Consider the following 17,284-nt stretch of genomic DNA (forward strand, 5'->3'; position numbering starts at 1 on the left):
CGGGCAGGGATGACAGGTGCATGACGACGGCAGGTACGACGATCCACGCGTGACCGGGTCAACCAGCGACCCTGTTTCACGTGAAACCGACTACCCGAGCTGGTCGCCCGGCGCGCCCGGGTCGTCGCCTCGGCCGGCGGACAGCGATCCGCTGGTGTTGCGCGACGACCCCGCTGGGCAGGCGGCCGGACCGGAAACCCCGGATCCGACCGCTGTTCGTCGGGCACCGGACGGGTCGGCCCGTCCGGCCAACGCCGCAGAGGTGCGGTCGACCTCGGGTCGGCGGAACACGGCCGCGGCGGTCCGCTTCGAACCGGCCGTTCCGCAACAACCCACTGCGGCGGGAGCCCGGGACGCCACGCCAGTGGTCGACGACGTGCCGATCGCGTCGGCCGACTCGCTGGCCGCAGTGGCGGCCGACCCCACGTACGTTTCACGTGAAACCCCGACGCGCGAAGAGGATGACCCACCGTTGGCTATGGAGGCGATGCGCGCCGTGCAGATCCTGAATCCCAGTGGCGAGGTGACCATGCCTCGACCGGACCGGACCCGGGTCATGTGCGTCGCTAACCAGAAGGGCGGCGTGGGCAAGACCACGACCACCGTCAACCTTGCGGTGGCGCTCGCCCTGCACGGCAACCGGGTGCTCGTGGTGGACCTCGACCCGCAGGGGAACGCGTCGACTGGGCTCAACGTCCCGCACCACACCGGCATCCCGGACGTCTACGACTGCCTGATCAACAGCATGCCGCTGTCCGAGGTGGCGCAGGCGGTCGAGGGCATCCCCAACCTTTGGTGCGTACCCGCGACGATCGACCTGGCCGGCGCGGAGATCGAACTGGTGTCGGTGGTGGCGCGGGAGTCCCGCCTCGACCGGGCCATCGCCGCCTACCCGGGGCAGTTCGACTACGTCTTCATCGACTGCCCGCCCTCGCTCGGCCTGCTCACGGTCAACGCCCTGGTCGCCGCGCAGGAGGTGCTGATCCCGATCCAGTGCGAGTACTACGCGCTGGAGGGGCTCAACCAGCTGATCAACAACATCAACCTGGTGCGGCAACACCTCAACCCCAAGCTCGATGTCTCCACCATCCTGCTGACCATGTACGACCGCCGTACCCGCCTCGCGGACGCGGTCGAGCAGGACGTCCGGAACCACTTCGGCGACAAGGTTCTCCAGGCGGTCATCCCCCGTAACGTCCGGGTGTCCGAGGCACCCAGCTACGGCCAGTCGGTGATGACCTACGATCCCGGTTCGCGGGGCGCCACGAGTTACTTCGAGGCCGCCCAGGAGATCGCCGAGCGGGGCGTCAAGGAGCCGGTGGGCCGGAATGCGTAGTGCGGACGAATCGCTGGGAGGCGTGGCATGAAGAACCGTCCTCGGGGCGGTCTGGGTCGAGGCCTTGGGGCGCTCATCCCGACCGGGCCGCCGCCGGGTGCTGCCGGCACCGTGACGGCCGATCCGGAGAACGGGCATGTGGACGATGTAACGGTCGCTGACGTACCGGTGGCGACGCCCACCGGCACCGTGGCGCAGCCGGAGTCGACGCTCAGCCCGGTGCCGGGAGCCCGGTTCGCCGAGATCCCGGTCGACGCGATCGTGCCGAACCCGAAGCAGCCCCGCCAGGTCTTCGACGAGGACGCGCTGGAGGAGCTGAAGACCTCGATCCAGGAGGTCGGCTTCCTCCAGCCCATCGTCGTCCGGCAGCTCGACGACGAGAAGTACGAGCTGGTGATGGGCGAGCGGCGGTGGCGAGCCGCTCAGGCCGTGGGGCGGGAGAACATCCCGGCGATCGTCCGGGACACCCGGGATGACGCCATGCTCCGCGACGCCCTGCTGGAGAACATCCACCGGGCCAACCTGAACCCGTTGGAAGAGGCCGCCGCGTACCAGCAGCTGCTGGAGGAGTTCGGCGCCACTCACGAGGAGTTGGCCCGCCGGATCGGTCGGAGTCGACCGCAGATCTCCAACACCATTCGGCTGTTGAACCTGCCGGCGCAGGTGCAGCGCCGGGTCGCCGCCGGGATCCTGTCTGCGGGCCACGCCCGTGCCCTCCTGAGCCTCGACGAGGCGGAGGCCCAGGAGCAGTTGGCGCTGCGGATCGTGGCCGAGGGCCTCTCGGTCCGGGCGACCGAGGAAATCGTGGCCCTGGCGCTGAACGACGGACCGGCGAAGGGCCAGGCCGCGAAGCGGCGCCAGAAGCCGCACGCGCCCGCCCTGACCGACCTCGCCGATCGGCTGTCGGACCGGTTCGACACCCGGGTGAAGGTGGACATCGGCCGGAGCAAGGGCAAGATCACGATCGAGTTCGCGACGGTGGACGACCTGGAGCGGATCGTCGGGATCATCGGAGTGGAACAGGAGGAGGCCGGGGACTGATCGCCCCTCCTTCTGCGGCCGCGCTTTCCCTCGGGATGCGCGGCCGTTCTGCATCCGGGCCCGTTGGTTTCACGTGAAACGGGTGCGGTCTCGTCGAGCGACTTCGACGTACTGCCGACCTCCGCCACCACGCGTCGCGGCCGCCAGACGGCCCGCCATCTCCGTTGGCCGCCCGCTGGGGTGTTCCGAGCCTCCGTTTCACGTGAAACCGTCGACTGCGTCCGGGCCGTCGTGGCAGGCGGCGGAGGGTGCCTTGCGCGCCGCTCAGCGGGCCGCTGCCGCCTTGGACGCCGAGTCTGGTGGTCTTGGTGGGCCGAACCGCCCAGCGAGCCTGATCGTCGCTGTGGCCGTCGACCTGTCCTCTGCAGTAGCCGCCGTGGTGCTGTCACCTCCTCGCGGTCGGCCCCGACGTGCCCAGCGCCGCGCCAGCTTGCCGCGCCCGCTTGCCTCACCCGCTTGCCTCACCCGCTTGCCTCACCCGCGTGCTTCGCGCGCCGACCCTTCGCGCGCCGGCCCTTCGCGCGCCGGCCCTTCGCGCCACGTGCCCACGTGCGGCCATTCGGTGGGCCGTGCTGGAACCGGCGGGGCTGTGCTGACTGGGCGGGCCGTGCTGGAACCGGCGGGCCCGTCGGCCGCCTTGCCGCCCATGCGTCGCTTGTCTCCGCGACTCGCCCACGCGCCGCTCGGTCGCTAGGGCTCCATCTGCGACCGACTCCGCGCCCCTGACTCGGCGCGTCGGTACCCCGCCGGCTGAGCTCCGCTGCGCCTGAGGGTCACACCGACACGTCCCGCCAGCGCGCGTCGATACGGACCTCGTAGCAGGCTGCTGCCCGATCTCCACGCGTCACGCCGAGCGCTCAGCGCCCGTCATTCTCCGCCGGGTCGCGCCGACGGCTTGCCGGTTCGCGCCGCCCGCCCGCTCGCGCCTCTTGGAACCTTCCGCCCCGCCCGGTACCTCCGCGTCTTCCGCAAGGCGCCGCCTGAGCCCAAGCCCGCGTGTCCGTCCGAGGCCGTGGGCGTTCGGGAAGGGCAGGAAGGGCACCGCCCATCGATCAGGCAAGTCGAGGTGCGAGACGACCAGAGGCCCGTGACAGGTCCGAGGCTCGTGACGGCCCGAGGCCTGTGACGGTCCGAGGCCCGTGACAGGTCCGAGGCCCGTGACAGGTCCGAGGCCCGTGACAGGTCCGAGGCCCGCGACATGGTCCGAGGCCCGTGACATGGTCCGATGCCCGCGACAGCCCGAGGACTGCGCCCGAGGACCGCGACCGTTTGAGGTCGCAAGACTCGCCCAGCAACGGCACCCCCGGTTGTCCTTCCGCGCCCGCTCGTTCGCCTCACGTCCGCCGCGCCAGGCCAAAATCCGCGCAACTTCAGGAATGTCGGGGCCTCGACCTCTCGCGATGCCACAACATCCCTGAAGGTGTGGCCAGTGCCGACCGGCGAGCGGGAGCAGAGCGGGGCAGACCCGAACAGGCGTGAGCGTCACCGGCGAACCCGTTCCCTGTTGGCGAGCGGACACCGGAGCAAGCTCATCACGACCTGGGCCAGAGCCGCCCCGGCGCCGAGCGCGTCCCCACGGCCGGGCGCCAGCGGCTCCGCCTCATCCCAGGTCGCCGTAGACCAAGCCTTCTCCGGCACCCCGCCAACGTCGCCGGCCCGGGTCGGTTGCCGTGCGGTTCCAACTCGCCATCGACTCTCGGGCATCCGATCCGACGCCGACGTCGGCGAAGTCACTCGACACCACGTCCGAGCGGTTTTCGGGCAACGACTGACGGGCCGAAAAGTTATCCACACCGGTTGTCCACAGGCACACCCCGTTTCACGTGAAACACCGCGTGAAAGCGGGTGCCAGCCTGTGGATGACGGCCTGTGTTGAGGATCTCGGCAGCCTGTGGATATCGCCGGATCGTGGCGGCCGTGCCCCGTACGTCGATCGACGATGAACACTGATCCGGGTGGCCCAGACCGATCAAACAGGTGGGGACAGCGGTGCCAGACTCGGTTAGGGTCAGCGTCGTGCACGACACCCCTCCCTCAGTCCCGGACTTCACCCAGTGGCCCTCGTTCCCCTTCGAGGGTGACCTCCGCGTGAAGCAGCTCGACGATCCGGTCCCGGTCGAACCGCCACGCAAGGGCGAGGGCCTCCGGGAATGCACCGCCTGCAACGCGCCCGACGACGCCTACATCTGGGTGGGAGAGCGGTGGCGCGTACGTGCCATGGACCGTCCCACCGGCCTGCCCATGGTGCTCATCCTGGAATCCCGGACCCACCTCGATCTGGGTGACCTGCCGAACCTGCTCGCCGCCGAGTTGGGCGTGATGACCGTACGTCTGGAGCGGGCCATCCGTTCCCTGGACGGCGTGGCGCGGGTGCACGTCAACCGGTGGGGCGATGGCTCAGCCCACCTGCACATGTGGTTCCTCGCCCGGCCGTACGGCCGACTTCAGCTGCGGGGCACGTTCCTGTCTCTGTGGGACTCGATCCTGCCGCCGATCTCCGAGGCGCAGTGGCGGGAAAATCTGGCGCTCGTCGCCGCCTGGCTCGCTGAGTTCGGTGGGCGGCCGCTCGCTGAGCCGCCCCGCATCCAGTGGCAGGCACCGTCAAGCCTGCTGGCCCAGTCGGCCGCTGCGGACGCCGCCGCGGCCGAGGCGGAGGCCGTTTCGGTCATCGAGGCGGCAGAGGAGATCCCCGAGCCGGCGAGCGAATCCACCCCGCACACCGATCCTGCAGACGGCGGCACGGACGCTGAGACTGGTCCCGCAGCCGCGCCAACCGCCAGCATCGTCCCGGCAGCTGCGGCCACCGCCCCGGCTGCCATGCCGGCCGCGGATTCGGTGCTCGACTCCGGGGAGGACGCCGCCAAACCGGCCTCGACTGACTCCGGCCCGGCGGACGACACCGCAAACCCGACCGCCCCCGACAGCGGCACCGTTACGGCAGCGGCAGCGGACACCCCGCCCGCCACTGCGGCGGCCAATACCCGTCCCACTGACGGCCGTAGCGCACCGAAGGACGTGCGCACCACCCGCTGATCGTCGGCCTGGCCAGGAGGTTGGCGGCGGTCGCCGGGGGTGTGCTGCCCGCCAACCTCATAACCAGGTCAGTCGGTCTCGCAGCGGGGCAGTTGAGTGCGGCGTCGCCGAGATCAGGTGGCGGTGCGGCGAGTGGCCGCCCGGGTCACGAGGGAGCCGAGAAGTCGACCGAAGTCCAGGCCGGCTGCCTGTACGGCGAGCGGGAGCAGCGACGTCTCCGTCATGCCGGGCGAGACGTTGACCTCCAGCACGTGCGGCTGACCGGAGGCGTCCACGATCACGTCGACCCGGGAGAGGTCCCGCAGGCCGAGCGCGGTGTGCGCGGCGAGAGCCACGTCGGCCACCGTGGCGGCTACCTCCGGGTCCAGCCGGGCCGGGGCGTGCCACGTGGTCCGCCCAGCGGTGTAACGGGCGGCGTAGTCGTACACCCCGTTACGGGGCACGATCTCCACCGGCGGCAGCGCCTGAGGCCCGTCACCGAGGTCGACCACGGAGACCGCCACGTCCATGCCGGGCACGTAGCGCTCCACCAGGGCCGTGGAGTCGTACGCGAAGCACCCGACCATCGCGGCCGGCAGCGACGCGGCGTCCCGGACGACCCCGGCGCCCAACCCTGAGCCGCCCTGCGCCGGCTTGACCATCAGGGGCAGGCCCAGCCGGTCGGCGATCCGGTCCAGGACGGCCACCGCACCCAGCTCGGAGAAGCGGTCGTGCGGCAGGGCCACCCAGTCCGGAGTGGGGATGCCGGCCTCGCGGAGCACGGCCTTGGCCGAGGGCTTGTCCCAGGCGAGCCGGGAGGCTCGGGCGTCGCAGCCGACGTACGGGATGCCGCACAGGTCCAGCACGCCGCGCAGCGAACCGTCCTCGCCGGTGGCGCCGTGCAGTGCGATCACCACCGCGTCCGGCGGGTCGGCGGCCAGCGCCGGCAGCAGCGCCACGTCGGCGTCCCGCAGCTCGGCCTCCACCCCGACGGCGCGCAGCGCGTCGAGCACCCGCCGACCGGAACGCAGCGACACGTCCCGCTCGTAGGAGAGCCCGCCGGCGAGTACCAGCACATGCAGGTCGGACGCGACGGGGGAATCGGTCACGAGGAAGCGCTCGGCAGCGGTCGTACCCATGCCGGCATCATGCCAAGTCGGGTCCTGGCACGTCGGAACCGGCCCTGCCACGTCGCCCGGCGGCGCCGCCGGGCGACCCGAAGACCCGGCGCATCGCGATCTCCTGCTCCATCACGCCGGCCAGCCGGCGGACGCCCTCACGGATCCGCTCGGGCGGCGGGAAGCTGAAGTTCAGCCGCATGGTGCCGGTGCCGGTGCCATCGGCGTAGAAGCCGGTGCCAGGCACGTAGGCGACCCGGGCGGCGACGGCGCGCGGCATCATGGCCTTCGAGTCGAGACCGTCGGGCAGGGTGGCCCAGACGAAGAGGCCGCCGGCCGGCGTGGTCCAGCTGGTGCCCTCCGGCATCAGGTCGGCCAGCGCGTCGAGCATGGCGTCCCGGCGTTCGCGGTACACCTCGCGGTAGACCTTGAGCTGCTGCCGCCACGGCATGGTGCTCAGGTACGTGGCCACCGCGGCCTGGGCGTAGCCGCTGGGGCAGAGGATCTGCGCCTCGCTGGCGATGACCAGCTTGTCGCGGACCGCGTGCGGCGCCAGGATCCAGCCGACCCGCAGGCCGGGAGCGAAGGTCTTGGAGAAGGTGCTGAGGTAGAAGACCCCGTCCCGGCGGCGGGCGCGCAACGGCGCCGGCGCCTCGCCCTCGAACCCCAGTTGGCCGTACGGGTCGTCCTCGACCACCAGCAGGCCGGCGCGCTCGCAGATGTCGAGGACGCGTTCCCGGCGCTCCTCGCTGAGCGTCACGCCGGTCGGGTTCTGGTAGGTGGGGATCGTGTAGAGGAACTTCACCCGCCGGCCCGCCCGGGCCAGGTCGGCGATGGCCATCTCCAGCGCCTCCGGGATCAGCCCGTCGGCGTCCATCGGGACGTGTACCACCTGCGCCTGCGCGGCCTGGAAAACACCGAGCGCGCCGACGTACGTCGGCCCTTCGGCGAGCACCACGTCACCCGGGTCGAGGAAGAGCCGGGCCACCAGGTCCAGCGCCTGCTGCCCGCCCACGGTGACCACCACGTCCTCGGGTGAGGCGCCGCATCCGGCGTCGATCCCCGAGAGCGCCATCACCTCGCAGATCCGCTCGCGCAGCTCGAGGGTGCCCTGACCGATGCCGTACTGGAGGGTGGTCACGCCGTGCTCGGAGCCGAGCCGGCCGAGCATCTCGCCGACCGCGTCGAGGGGCAGGGCGGCGATGTACGGCGCCCCACCGGCGAGCGAGACGACCTCCGGCCGGCTGGCCACCGCGAAGAGTGCTCGGATCTCGGAGGCGGTCATCCCGCGTACCCGCCGGGCGTACCGGTCGGTGTAGTCGTCGAGTGTCGTGCCGGTCATGACCTCACCTCGATCGCTGCTCGGGTGGCTCCCGCCCCGGGTACCCCGGACGCTGGCGACCATGGCGGCGGGGACACCGATTGTCGATCCTAGCCCGCCGGAGCCAGGCTGCCGGCCTGCGGAGACGGACCGCCCACATCCCGGACCATCCCCGCTGTCCCCCGGTGCGGTGGGCATCTGCGCGTCCCCTCCCGTACCGTCGATCGGCGGCGTACGATCGCTCGTCGGGGGCAGGAAGGCGGCGCTGTCGTTCCATGCTGTCTACCACCGAGCCTATTGTGGGGATGCGCCATATGTCGCGACGTCTGGTCAGCCTGACCCTCGACACGTTGGAAGACCTTCCTCGCCCGTGCCGGCAGTGCGTCTACTGGGAGCTGGATCCGGTCTCCGCCGACCGGGCCTGCGCCGCCGGGGATCCGGGCCTGGAGAAGGAGGCGTGGGTCTCCCAGACGCTGCTGGAGTGGGGCTCCTGCGGCAAGCTCGCGTACGTCGACGGGATGCCGGCGGGCTTCGTGATGTACGCCCCGCCCGCCTACGTGCCCCGCTCGATGGCCTTCCCCACCTCCCCGGTCTCCGCCGACGCGGCGCTGTTGATGACCGCCAACGTGGTTGCCGCGTTCGCTGGCGGCGGGTTGGGTCGGATGCTGGTGCAGGGCGTCGCCCGGGACCTGACCAAGCGGGGGATCAAGGCGATCGAGGCGTTCGGCGACGCCAAGTTCGGCGATGCGGACGACCCTGCCGGCGGCTGCGTGGCGCCGGCTGATTTCTTCCTTTCCGTCGGCTTCAAAACCGTACGTCCGCATCCGCGGTTTCCCCGGCTGCGGCTCGAGCTGCGCACCGCGCTGAGCTGGAAGTCCGACGTCGAGTACGCGCTGGAGAAGCTGCTCGGCTCGATGAGCCCGGACACCCTGCTCCGTCCGGTCCGCCCCGCCCCGGCAACCCGCTCCACGGGCGGCTGACCGAGCCCGCCGGCAGCGCCGTGTCGACCGGTCTCAGTCGACCACGGTGCCGGCGGTCACCACCGCCCGCAGCTCGCTCACGTCGATCGAGCCGGTCGGCACGTCCAGCTCGATCGGGAAGTACATCCGTTGCACCGCAGCCACGATCGCCTCCACCACCCGGTCCCGGAATCGGGGATCGATCAGGCGGGCGCGGTCCGCTGGCGAGGTGAGGTAGCCGACCTCGACCCGTACCGCCGGCATCCGGGTCAGCCGCAGCAGGTCCCACGTCTTGGCGTGGGTACGGCAGTCCCGTAGCCCGGTCCGCGCGACGATCTCCCGCTGCACCAGACCGGCCAGCCGCTCACCGGTCGCTGAGGTCACACCGTTGTTGGTGCCGTAGTGGTAGGTCGCCACGCCCTCGGCGTCCGGGTTGGCGTGCCCGTCCAGATGCAGTGAGATGAACACGTCGGCGCCGAGCGAGTTGGCCAGCAGCGCGCGGTCCGTGTCCGGCAGGCAGCTGTCGGGCGCCGGACCCCGGGTGAGCTGCACCCGCACCCCGGACGCGGCGAGCCGCCCCTCCAGCCGGCTGGCCAGGTCGTGCACCAGGTCGGCCTCCGTCCAGCGCAGCGGCCCGTCCGGTACGACCATGCCCGGGTCGGTGCCGCCGTGGCCGGGGTCGATGACGACCGTCTTGCCGACCAGCGCCGGCCCGGACTGCCGGATCGCGTCGGACTCGCGCAGCCACTGCGGGCGGCCACCGACGACTTTGCGGCCGATCCGGCGCAGGGCGTTCATGGTGTGCGGCCCGCACGAGCCGTCCGGGGTGAGACCGACCTCGCGCTGGAACTGGGCGACCGCCCGTGAGGTCCGGATGCCGTAGATGGCGTCCGCCCGGCCCACGTCGTACCCCATCTCCAGCAGTCGCTCCTGGAGCGACCGGACGTCCTCGCCGGTGAGCGGCTCGGGGACCGCGTGGTAGAGGGTGCGGGCGCCGAGCCTCCAGCGGGCGGCGTCCAGGGCGCACCAGGTCTCCGACCCGACCCGGCCGTCCACACTGAGCCCGCGGGACTGCTGGAACGCGCGGACCGCACGTTCGGTGTCGAGATCGAACTCGTCGACGGCTGGGTCGGCGGTGGAGGTGAGCAGGTCGAGGCCGGTGAGGATGGTACGGATCTCCGTGACCGCGGGTCCCCGGTCACCGGATCGGATCGGACGCACGCACGACCCCCTCTGCACGATGTTGGCTGGCCGGGCGGCCCAGGCTTGAGGCTATGCGTTCCGGGGCGGCGAGGTGGCTCGGCCTGGAAAAACTCCCGACGGCGTGGCCCGGAAGACAGCGAACCCCGCACCCGGCGACCGGGTACGGGGTTCGGTGACGTTTCTGCTGGTCAGAGGGCCGATTCGATGAGCCGGACCAGCTCGCCCTTCGGCTTGGCGCCAGCGATCGACTGCACCGGCTGGCCGTTCTTGAACACGGTGAGCGTCGGCACCGACATCACCCGGTAGGCCCGGGCGGTCTCCGGGTTCTCGTCGATGTTGAGCTTGACGATGGTGACCTGGTCACCCATCTCGCCCGCGATCTCCTCGAGCAGCGGCGACACCTTGCGGCACGGCCCACACCACTCGGCCCAGAAGTCCACCAGAACCGGCTTGTCGGCCTGCAGCACGTCAGCGACGAAACTCGCGTCCGTGACCGCCTTGGTATTTCCCACTATGCCCCTCCTCCGGGATGTGTTCGTTGTTTCAGCTGAGCGTCGCGATGAACCGCTCGGCGTCGAGCGCGGCGGCACAACCGGTGCCGGCCGCGGTGATCGCCTGACGGTAGGTGTGGTCGACCACGTCGCCGGCGGCGAAGACACCGGGCACGCTCGTCCGGGTGCTGGGGGCCTGGACCTTGACGTACCCCTCGTCGTCCATCTCGACCTGGTCGCGGAAGAGCTCACTGCGGGGGTCGTGGCCGATGGCCACGAAGACGCCGGTCACGTCCAACACCTTGGTCTCGCCGGAGTGCACGTTGCGGACCCGTACGCCGCTGACCTTGCCGTCGGCGCCCAGGATCTCTTCGACGGTGCTGTTCCACTCAACCTTGATCTTCTCGTTGTTCAGCGCCCGGTCAGCCATGATCTTGCTGGCCCGGAACGAGTCGCGCCGGTGGATGATGGTGACCGACTCGGCGAAGCGGGTGAGGAAGCTGGCCTCCTCCATCGCCGAGTCGCCGCCGCCGACGACCACGATGTGCTGGTTGCGGAAGAAGAACCCGTCACAGGTGGCGCACGAGGAGACGCCGTGGCCGAGGTACTCCTGCTCGCCCGGGACGCCCAGCGGGCGCCAGGCCGAACCGGTCGAGAGGATGACGGCGCGGGCACGGTAGGCGGTCTCGCCGACCCAGACGGTGCTCACCGCGTCGGCGCCGGCGTCGCCGGTGTCCACCAGCTCGACCCGGGTCACATCGTCGGTGAGGAACTCGGCGCCGAACCGCTCGGCCTGCTTGCGCATGTTGTCCATCAGCTCGGGGCCGAGGATGCCGTCGGCGAAGCCGGGGAAGTTTTCCACCTCGGTCGTGGTCATCAGCGCGCCGCCCGACTGCGCGCCCTCGATGATCAGCGGCTTCAGGTTGGCGCGGGCGGCGTAGACGGCCGCCGTGTAACCGGCCGGCCCGGAGCCGATGATGATCAGGTTGCGGACCTCGTCCACTGCCGTCTCCCGAGTTGTGTGTGTTCGGCTTCGGCGCGCACCGATGCCGATCCAAGTCCGACGCCTAGGGTCGCCGGAACTGACTTCCAGAACGTCATCGTACGAACCGGGGATTCCCGAGACGGGCATCCGGTGGGTCAGGTCACGTGGACGGTCATCCCGCCAGTGACCGCGGATTCACCCTACCCGCGCCGAATACCGCTTGTCCGAGCCGGACCCGGGGACCCCGCACTCCGGGCCGCTCACCCAGGCCCAACGGCCCCCGGCCGCGTCGGTGAACCGGATCACCAGGGCTGGCTCGCCCCGGAACTCCGCGTAGTCGATCACCTCGACCACCAGCGGGGCGGCGCCGTGCTCGGCGGCCACGTCGGCCAGGCAGGTGGTCAGCGCGGCTTCGTCGGTCAACCGGGCCAGTTGGTCCAGGCCGCCCGGCGTGGGTCGACGGCCACCTTCGGCCGCCACCCCGGGCTGCCCGTCCGGAGCACTGCTGGTCCGTTGACCGTCGGACGGCTCGGCATCGGCATCGGCATCGGCATCGGCGAGCGTCTGCGGCGTGTAGTCCGTACCGCTGCGCAGTGCAGGCCCGGTGGTGCGTACCGCACCGGCCGCCGCCGCACCCTCGGGCGCGCTGGCCGGCTGGTTCAGGACGCTGGTGCCGGCAGTGTCCGAGGCGTTCATCGACAGCTGATTGAGCCCCAGCCCCACCGCGAGGACGGCGACGGCCGCGACCGCCACCGCAGGCGCGCCGCGCCGGGCCCAGCGTCGCCGCCGGCGACCGGGACCGGTGGGTGTGCCGCCCCCCGACTGGGTCGGGGAGGGGCCGTTGGGTCGGCGGCCGGAACCGCTGCCGCCCTGTACCGGAACGACCACCCGAGTGGCGGTGTCCGGATCCGGCTCGACCGTGGGCGTACCGCCGGTGGTGTCCTCGTCGGCCGCTGCGCCGTCGAGCACCGGGTCCGCCGCGGCCAGCGCGGCGGCGAGCCGTTCGGCGAGCGCCGCCGGCAGCTCCGGGGACGGCTCGGCCCACCGGGCGAGGTCGGCGCGAACCTCCGTCACCGCAGAAGCCAGCAGGGCGTACGCCTGGGCCCACGCCGGGTCCGCGTCCACCAGCCGAGCGACCTCCGCCTGCTCCGTGCCGTCCAACGCCCCGCCGAGGTAGTCAGCGAGCAGGTCGTCGTCGACCTCCCTGAACCCCTCGGTCGTCACGTGTCCTCCTGATTGGCGTCCCGCCGGAACCGGCCCGACCCCGATCCGACGCCCTCCGCAGGGCGGGGGTTCCCCTTGGTGACGCCGGGCACGTCTGCGACCGTGCCGGTCGGGCCCGGGTGGGCCGATGGCGTCCCCCCGCCGGCGGCCGGGCGGAGATGCCCGAGCAGCACCGCCAGCCGGGCCCGGCCCCGGGCACAGCGGCTCTTCACCGTCCCCTCGGCGACACCGAGGATGCGGGCCACCTCGGCGACGGGGTAGCCCTGCACGTCCACCAGCACCAGGGCGGCGCGCTGCTCGAAGGGCAGTGCGGCAAGCGCCTCGCGGACGACCAACGCGGTGTCGTGGTCCTGTGCCGGTGCGGCCGGCTCCACGCCCCCGGTGCGCGACCCGCCCTCGGTCCGGGTGCCGTCGGGCAGCGGCACGGTGGGGTGCGCCTGCCGGCGTCGGATCCGGTCCAGGCAGGCGTTCACCACGATTCGGTGCAGCCAGGTGGTGACGGCCGAGTCACCCCGGAAGCGGCCGGCGGCCCGATGCGCGGACAGCAGGGCGTCCTGGAGTGCGTCGGCGGCCTCCTCGCGGTCGCCGAGCGTCCGCAGGGCCACCGCCCAGAGCCGGTCACGGTGCCGGTGGAACAGCACCGCGAAGGCGTCCCGGTCCCCGTCGACGTGGGCGCGCAGCAACTCCAGGTCCGTTGCGGCGTCGCGCCCGTTCATCACCGCGTCCAGCGGATGCGGTGCCCGGATTGTGCTGCCCGGCTCACGAACCCTGGACCGTAATCTCCTGCACCCCGAGCTTGAAGCCACCCTCGGACGGGGGTAGCTCGGTGATCCAGAACAGCAGGTACTGGTACTTCTGGTCGGCGTCGAAGCCGTTGAACGTCATGGTGGTGCCGTCGTGCTCCTCGAACGGCTGCCCGATCGGCGTCTTGTAGCCCGCGACGAGCTGCTTGTCGCCGCTGGACGTGGACGGCGGGTTGGCAGTGCCGTAGAGCAGTTGGGCCGATGCACCGGTCCCGGAGAGCACCGCCTGCACCGACTTGACGCTGTGCGGCTCGCCGAGATCGAGCCAGACCCCCATGCCCTTCTTGATATTGCCGAAGTTGGGGCGGTTGTACGTCTCCGTCTCCCAGCCCTTGTCCTCGTCACCGTCGATGACTTTGTTGGCGCCGTCGACCTCGCTGCGGTTCTTGCTGTCCGGGTCGATGATCCGGACGCCCTTCACGGTCAACTTGCGCACCGTGGCGGCGGCCGGGGTCGTCTCACCGGCCGGGGCGGTGGAGGTGGGTGTGGCCGCCGCGTTGTTCTGTGGCTCCTTGTCATCGCCCAGCGCGCTGATCCCGATCAGCAGACCGACCAGGGCGACCGCCAGCAGGCCGGCGATGCCCACGGCGACCTTGCGGCCGCCCGCCGCGGCCAGCGGAGAGGGCTCTTCCTCGGTGTCGGCGGCGAACCGCAGCGGCCCGCTGTTGTCGAGGTAGTGCTCCTCCTCGGCCGGCACGTCCAGCCGCGCCAACTCGGCGGCGAGCACGTCCGACGACGGCGGCGCGATCTCGGCGTCGAGCAGGTCCATGGTCAGGTCGTCCAGGTACGCGGGCACGCCGGCCCGGACCTGGCGGGGTGCTGCGATGCCGCCACTGGCGTCCCGGACCGCGTCCGGGATGGCGGCCCGGCCGTGGCCGGCGGTGGCGCCGCGCAGCGGTGCCTCGGCGTGCGGCCAGTGCCCGGTCAGGGCAAAGTAGAGGATGCCGCCGACCGCCCGGATGTCGTTCTCCTGGCTGTCGGCGCCGTCGGTGCGCGCGTCGGCCAGCACTACCCGGCCCTCGGCGCTGATCATGACCGTGCCGGGGTGGACGTTGCCGTGCACCATTCCGGTGGCGTGCACCGCGGCGAGGGCGCTCGCGACGGCGTTGCCGATCGCGGTGGCCCGGGCCGGGTCCAGCGGACCTTCGGTCGCCAGGTCGCGCAGGGACTGACCGTCCACCCACTCGCGCACCACGTACGCCCGCTCGGCCTCGTCGATCGCGTCGTAGACGCCGACCAGGTTGGGGTGGATGACCCGGCTGGCCGCGACGGCGGCCTGGAGCATTTCGGTGGCGGAGTCGCCACCCGGGTAGCGCAGCACCACCGCGACGGGGCGGCGCAGGATAACGTCGACTCCGCGCCAGACCAGCCGACCCGCGCTGTCGTTGTTGATGTGCTCAACCAACTCGTACCGCTCGGCGAGGATTTCACCGGCCGTGGGAGCACCGAAGGTCATGACCGGCGGAGCGCTCTCGTCCGCCTCCTGACCCTCGCCGACCTGGGTCACCCGTCCTCCCTCGGTGATCGTGCCGATCGATGGACCCGAACTGCTGGGCATGTGGCTTCCCGCTCTGCCGTCGAAGGAACCGGCCGACCGGTGTCGACGCGCAGCGTCGGCGCCTGCCGTACCCGTCGAGAGCGACCTTACCCGGGTTGCCCGTCTCTCCGACATGTCATCTTCCCGCCGTGCCCGGCGGGGTGCCGGGAGTCGGGAGAGTCGTCCGGTTACGACCGTTGTCAGCCACGTTGCTGGCACATGTACTAGCTAATCTACGGCTTCACCGCAAGTGACCGACGCCGGGGCCGAGCCCCGGGGTGGCGCTCCCGCCAACCGCCATGTTCCCACCGAACGGACCGGCACGCTCAGCCGTACGGTTGGTTATCCACAGGCCGATCCGCTTGCTGACCGGCGAATCGCGGAGTTATCCACAAGCGCGTCCCCAGCCCTGATGATCCGCGGTTACGGTCCGTACAACACCAACTCTTCGTGTGTGGACTGTTGCACTCAGCGACCGAGTCGGCGGCGGACCATGCCGACCACCTCGGTGATCTCCCCGATCCGCAGCAGCGTGGCCAGCCCCAGGTAGGTCCCGCCGATCACCGCGCCGCCGATCACGAGCTGCACCACGGCCTGCATCCAGCTCGGCGTGTCGCCACCGGGCAGCAGGCTCACCACCAACAACCCGACCAGCGCGGAACCCAACGCGGCGACCGCCACCCGGCCGAGGGTGCGCAGGATTGCGCCCATCCCGATCCGCCCGATCCGGGGCCGCAGCAGCCACGCGGAGGCGAATGCCGCAGCCAGATAGGAGACGGCGTTGCCGATCATCATGCCGGCTGCGGCGAAGTGGGCGGCGAAGGCGACGTAGAGCACCACCTGCACGCCGATCCGCAACGCCACCACCGGAATGTTGATCAGCGCTGGCGTACGGGTGTCCGGCAGGGCGTAGAAGGCGAAGGTGAAGAGCTGGCTGATCGCGAACGGGACCAGCGCCAGCGCCGCGAGCAGGAGCACCAGCGAGGTGTCTGCCGCGTTCTCGTCGCTGAACGCGCCGTAGCGGAACAGCGCCACGGCCAGCGGAGTGGCCAGTACCGCGTAGCAGACCGCGATCGGTGCGAGCACGGCCGAGACGGTGCGGGTGCCCCGGGACAGGTCGGCGGCGACGTCGGAGTACCGGCCGTCGGCGGCGGCCGCGCTCATCCGGGGCATCAGCGCCGTGATGATCGAGACGGCGATGATGCCGTGCGCCATCATCAGCAGCAGGAACACGTTGTTGTAGATGAGTGGGCCGGCGGCGTTCTCCTTGCCCGCCCGGTTGAGCAGGTTGAACAGGACGATCAGGCCGACCTGGCTCACCGCGACGTAACAGAACATCCAGCCGCCGAGGCGTCCCAGCTCGCGCAGCCCGAGGGCGCGGAAGTCGAACCGGAACCGCCAGCGGAAGCCGACCTTGCGCAGCGAGGGCAGTAGCCCGGCGGCCTGGATCGCGACACCGAGCAGCGTGCCGCCGCCGATCAACAGGATTCGGCCGGTGGTCATCTGCTCGGGGCGGATGATCTCCGCACCGAAGATCGCGATGTACAACCCCGCGGTGCCGATCACCACGATGTTGTTCAGGATCGGCGCCCACATCGGCGCGGCGAAGTGCCCCCGGGTGTTGAGCACCGCACTGATTAGCGCGCTGAGGCCGGTGAAGAAGATCATCGGCAACATCAGGTACGAGAGCGCCGTGACCAGTTCCCGGAAGTCGCCCCCCGTCTTCTTGCTGGCGTAGAGCGAGGTCAACACCGAGGCGAAGGCCACCGCCACCAGCGCCGCCACGGCGAGGGCCAGCACCGCGAGGGTCAGCAACCGCTGGGCGTACGCCTGGCCGCCGTCGGCGTCGGCCCGGCGCCGGCGGACCAGCACCGGGATCAGCACGCTGGTGAGGATGCCGCCGAGCAGGAACTCGTAGACCATGCCGGGCAGGATCTGCGCGGTGGTGTACGCGTCACCGACCAGCGCGCCGCCGAGCGCTGCGGTCAGCGCCAGCGTGCGCAGAAAGCCGGTGCCCCGGCTGACCAGGCTGCCGATCGCCATCACCGCGCTGTTGGTCGCCGCACTCGCCTCGGCCACCTGCTCCTGCGGCGGCGCGGTCGACTCCATGGCCGGCTGGTTCAACGGCTCGGCGGAGATGAACGTGGCGCCGTCCCCCGGGCGCCCGCCGGCCCCGGGCCCGCCGTCGTGCGCGGCGTTCGCGCTGCGGTAGAGCCCGCCGCTCATCTCCAGCCTCCAAGGGGTACGTCGAGCC

At 71.3% G+C, this 17,284-nt stretch carries 13 protein-coding genes; 4 read left to right on the plus strand and 9 right to left on the minus strand.

The genetic code is table 11. The features are described from left to right. The first annotated feature begins 16 nt into the window (after window positions 1-16). From OG990_RS29565 to OG990_RS29575, 3 genes are all read left to right on the plus strand, one after another. Window positions 17-1,336 carry an AAA family ATPase gene (locus OG990_RS29565; RefSeq protein ID WP_386986218.1) on the plus strand — a complete coding sequence of 440 codons (1,320 nt, stop codon included), beginning with the start codon at window positions 17-19 and terminating at the stop codon, window positions 1,334-1,336. Window positions 1,337-1,363: 27 nt separating this feature from the next. After that, window positions 1,364-2,377, plus strand: coding sequence for a ParB/RepB/Spo0J family partition protein (locus tag OG990_RS29570; RefSeq protein WP_386986220.1), 1,014 nt, complete (start codon window positions 1,364-1,366; stop codon window positions 2,375-2,377). A gap of 2,016 nt (window positions 2,378-4,393) precedes the next feature. Beyond that, window positions 4,394-5,410, plus strand: coding sequence for a hypothetical protein (locus OG990_RS29575; protein WP_406077852.1), 1,017 nt, complete (start codon window positions 4,394-4,396; stop codon window positions 5,408-5,410). A gap of 113 nt (window positions 5,411-5,523) precedes the next feature. Here the strand turns inward: OG990_RS29575 and OG990_RS29580 are convergent, their stop codons facing one another. Together OG990_RS29580 and OG990_RS29585 are read right to left on the minus strand one after the other, a co-directional pair. Then, the gene (locus OG990_RS29580) at window positions 5,524-6,528 is read right to left on the minus strand and encodes a D-alanine--D-alanine ligase (protein ID WP_386986226.1); all 1,005 of its coding nucleotides are present in this window, start codon (window positions 6,526-6,528) and stop codon (window positions 5,524-5,526) included. A gap of 7 nt (window positions 6,529-6,535) precedes the next feature. After that, complete coding sequence (locus OG990_RS29585; RefSeq protein WP_406077853.1) at window positions 6,536-7,849, minus strand: PLP-dependent aminotransferase family protein; 1,314 nt, start codon at window positions 7,847-7,849, stop codon at window positions 6,536-6,538. A gap of 293 nt (window positions 7,850-8,142) precedes the next feature. On the opposite strand from OG990_RS29585, the gene OG990_RS29590 reads away from it, so the two are divergent. Then, on the plus strand, window positions 8,143-8,808 hold the full coding sequence (locus OG990_RS29590) for a GNAT family N-acetyltransferase (protein WP_328421998.1): 666 nt from the start codon (window positions 8,143-8,145) through the stop codon (window positions 8,806-8,808). Between the two features lie 33 nt (window positions 8,809-8,841). Here OG990_RS29590 and OG990_RS29595 read toward each other — a convergent pair whose 3' ends face one another. From OG990_RS29595 to murJ, 7 genes are all read right to left on the minus strand, one after another. Then, window positions 8,842-10,008, minus strand: coding sequence for an N-acetylmuramoyl-L-alanine amidase (locus OG990_RS29595; protein ID WP_355601153.1), 1,167 nt, complete (start codon window positions 10,006-10,008; stop codon window positions 8,842-8,844). A 170-nt stretch (window positions 10,009-10,178) separates the two neighbouring features. Further along, window positions 10,179-10,502, minus strand: a complete 324-nt coding sequence (trxA, locus tag OG990_RS29600) for a thioredoxin (RefSeq protein ID WP_007453873.1) — start codon at window positions 10,500-10,502, stop codon at window positions 10,179-10,181. 31 nt (window positions 10,503-10,533) lie between these two features. Then, window positions 10,534-11,484, minus strand: coding sequence for a thioredoxin-disulfide reductase (gene trxB / locus OG990_RS29605; RefSeq protein WP_328421993.1), 951 nt, complete (start codon window positions 11,482-11,484; stop codon window positions 10,534-10,536). Window positions 11,485-11,661: 177 nt separating this feature from the next. Then, window positions 11,662-12,690 carry a hypothetical protein gene (locus tag OG990_RS29610; protein ID WP_406077854.1) on the minus strand — a complete coding sequence of 343 codons (1,029 nt, stop codon included), beginning with the start codon at window positions 12,688-12,690 and terminating at the stop codon, window positions 11,662-11,664. Continuing rightward, on the minus strand, window positions 12,687-13,406 hold the full coding sequence (sigM, locus tag OG990_RS29615) for an RNA polymerase sigma factor SigM (RefSeq protein WP_406081934.1): 720 nt from the start codon (window positions 13,404-13,406) through the stop codon (window positions 12,687-12,689). Before sigM ends, OG990_RS29610 begins: the two co-directional genes overlap by 4 nt. Before the next feature lie 43 nt (window positions 13,407-13,449). Further along, window positions 13,450-15,051, minus strand: coding sequence for a protein kinase family protein (locus OG990_RS29620; RefSeq protein ID WP_406077855.1), 1,602 nt, complete (start codon window positions 15,049-15,051; stop codon window positions 13,450-13,452). 447 nt (window positions 15,052-15,498) lie between these two features. Beyond that, window positions 15,499-17,256, minus strand: coding sequence for a murein biosynthesis integral membrane protein MurJ (gene murJ / locus OG990_RS29625; RefSeq protein WP_406077856.1), 1,758 nt, complete (start codon window positions 17,254-17,256; stop codon window positions 15,499-15,501). Window positions 17,257-17,284 lie beyond the last annotated feature (28 nt).

Origin of the sequence: Micromonospora sp. NBC_00858, assembly GCF_045207365.1 — a bacterium.
Classification (GTDB): domain Bacteria; phylum Actinomycetota; class Actinomycetes; order Mycobacteriales; family Micromonosporaceae; genus Micromonospora.

Excerpts from the sequence above, each read along its gene's own strand:
- OG990_RS29570 (WP_386986220.1), top strand. The coding sequence starts at position 1,364 with ATGAAGAACCGTCCTCGGGGCGGTCTGGGTCGAGGCCTTGGGGCGCTC.
- OG990_RS29580 (WP_386986226.1), bottom strand. The coding sequence starts at position 6,528 with ATGGGTACGACCGCTGCCGAGCGCTTCCTCGTGACCGATTCCCCCGTC.
- OG990_RS29585 (WP_406077853.1), bottom strand. The coding sequence starts at position 7,849 with ATGACCGGCACGACACTCGACGACTACACCGACCGGTACGCCCGGCGG.
- OG990_RS29590 (WP_328421998.1), top strand. The coding sequence starts at position 8,143 with ATGTCGCGACGTCTGGTCAGCCTGACCCTCGACACGTTGGAAGACCTT.
- sigM (WP_406081934.1), bottom strand. The coding sequence starts at position 13,406 with ATGAACGGGCGCGACGCCGCAACGGACCTGGAGTTGCTGCGCGCCCAC.
- OG990_RS29620 (WP_406077855.1), bottom strand. The coding sequence starts at position 15,051 with ATGCCCAGCAGTTCGGGTCCATCGATCGGCACGATCACCGAGGGAGGA.
- murJ (WP_406077856.1), bottom strand. The coding sequence starts at position 17,256 with ATGAGCGGCGGGCTCTACCGCAGCGCGAACGCCGCGCACGACGGCGGG.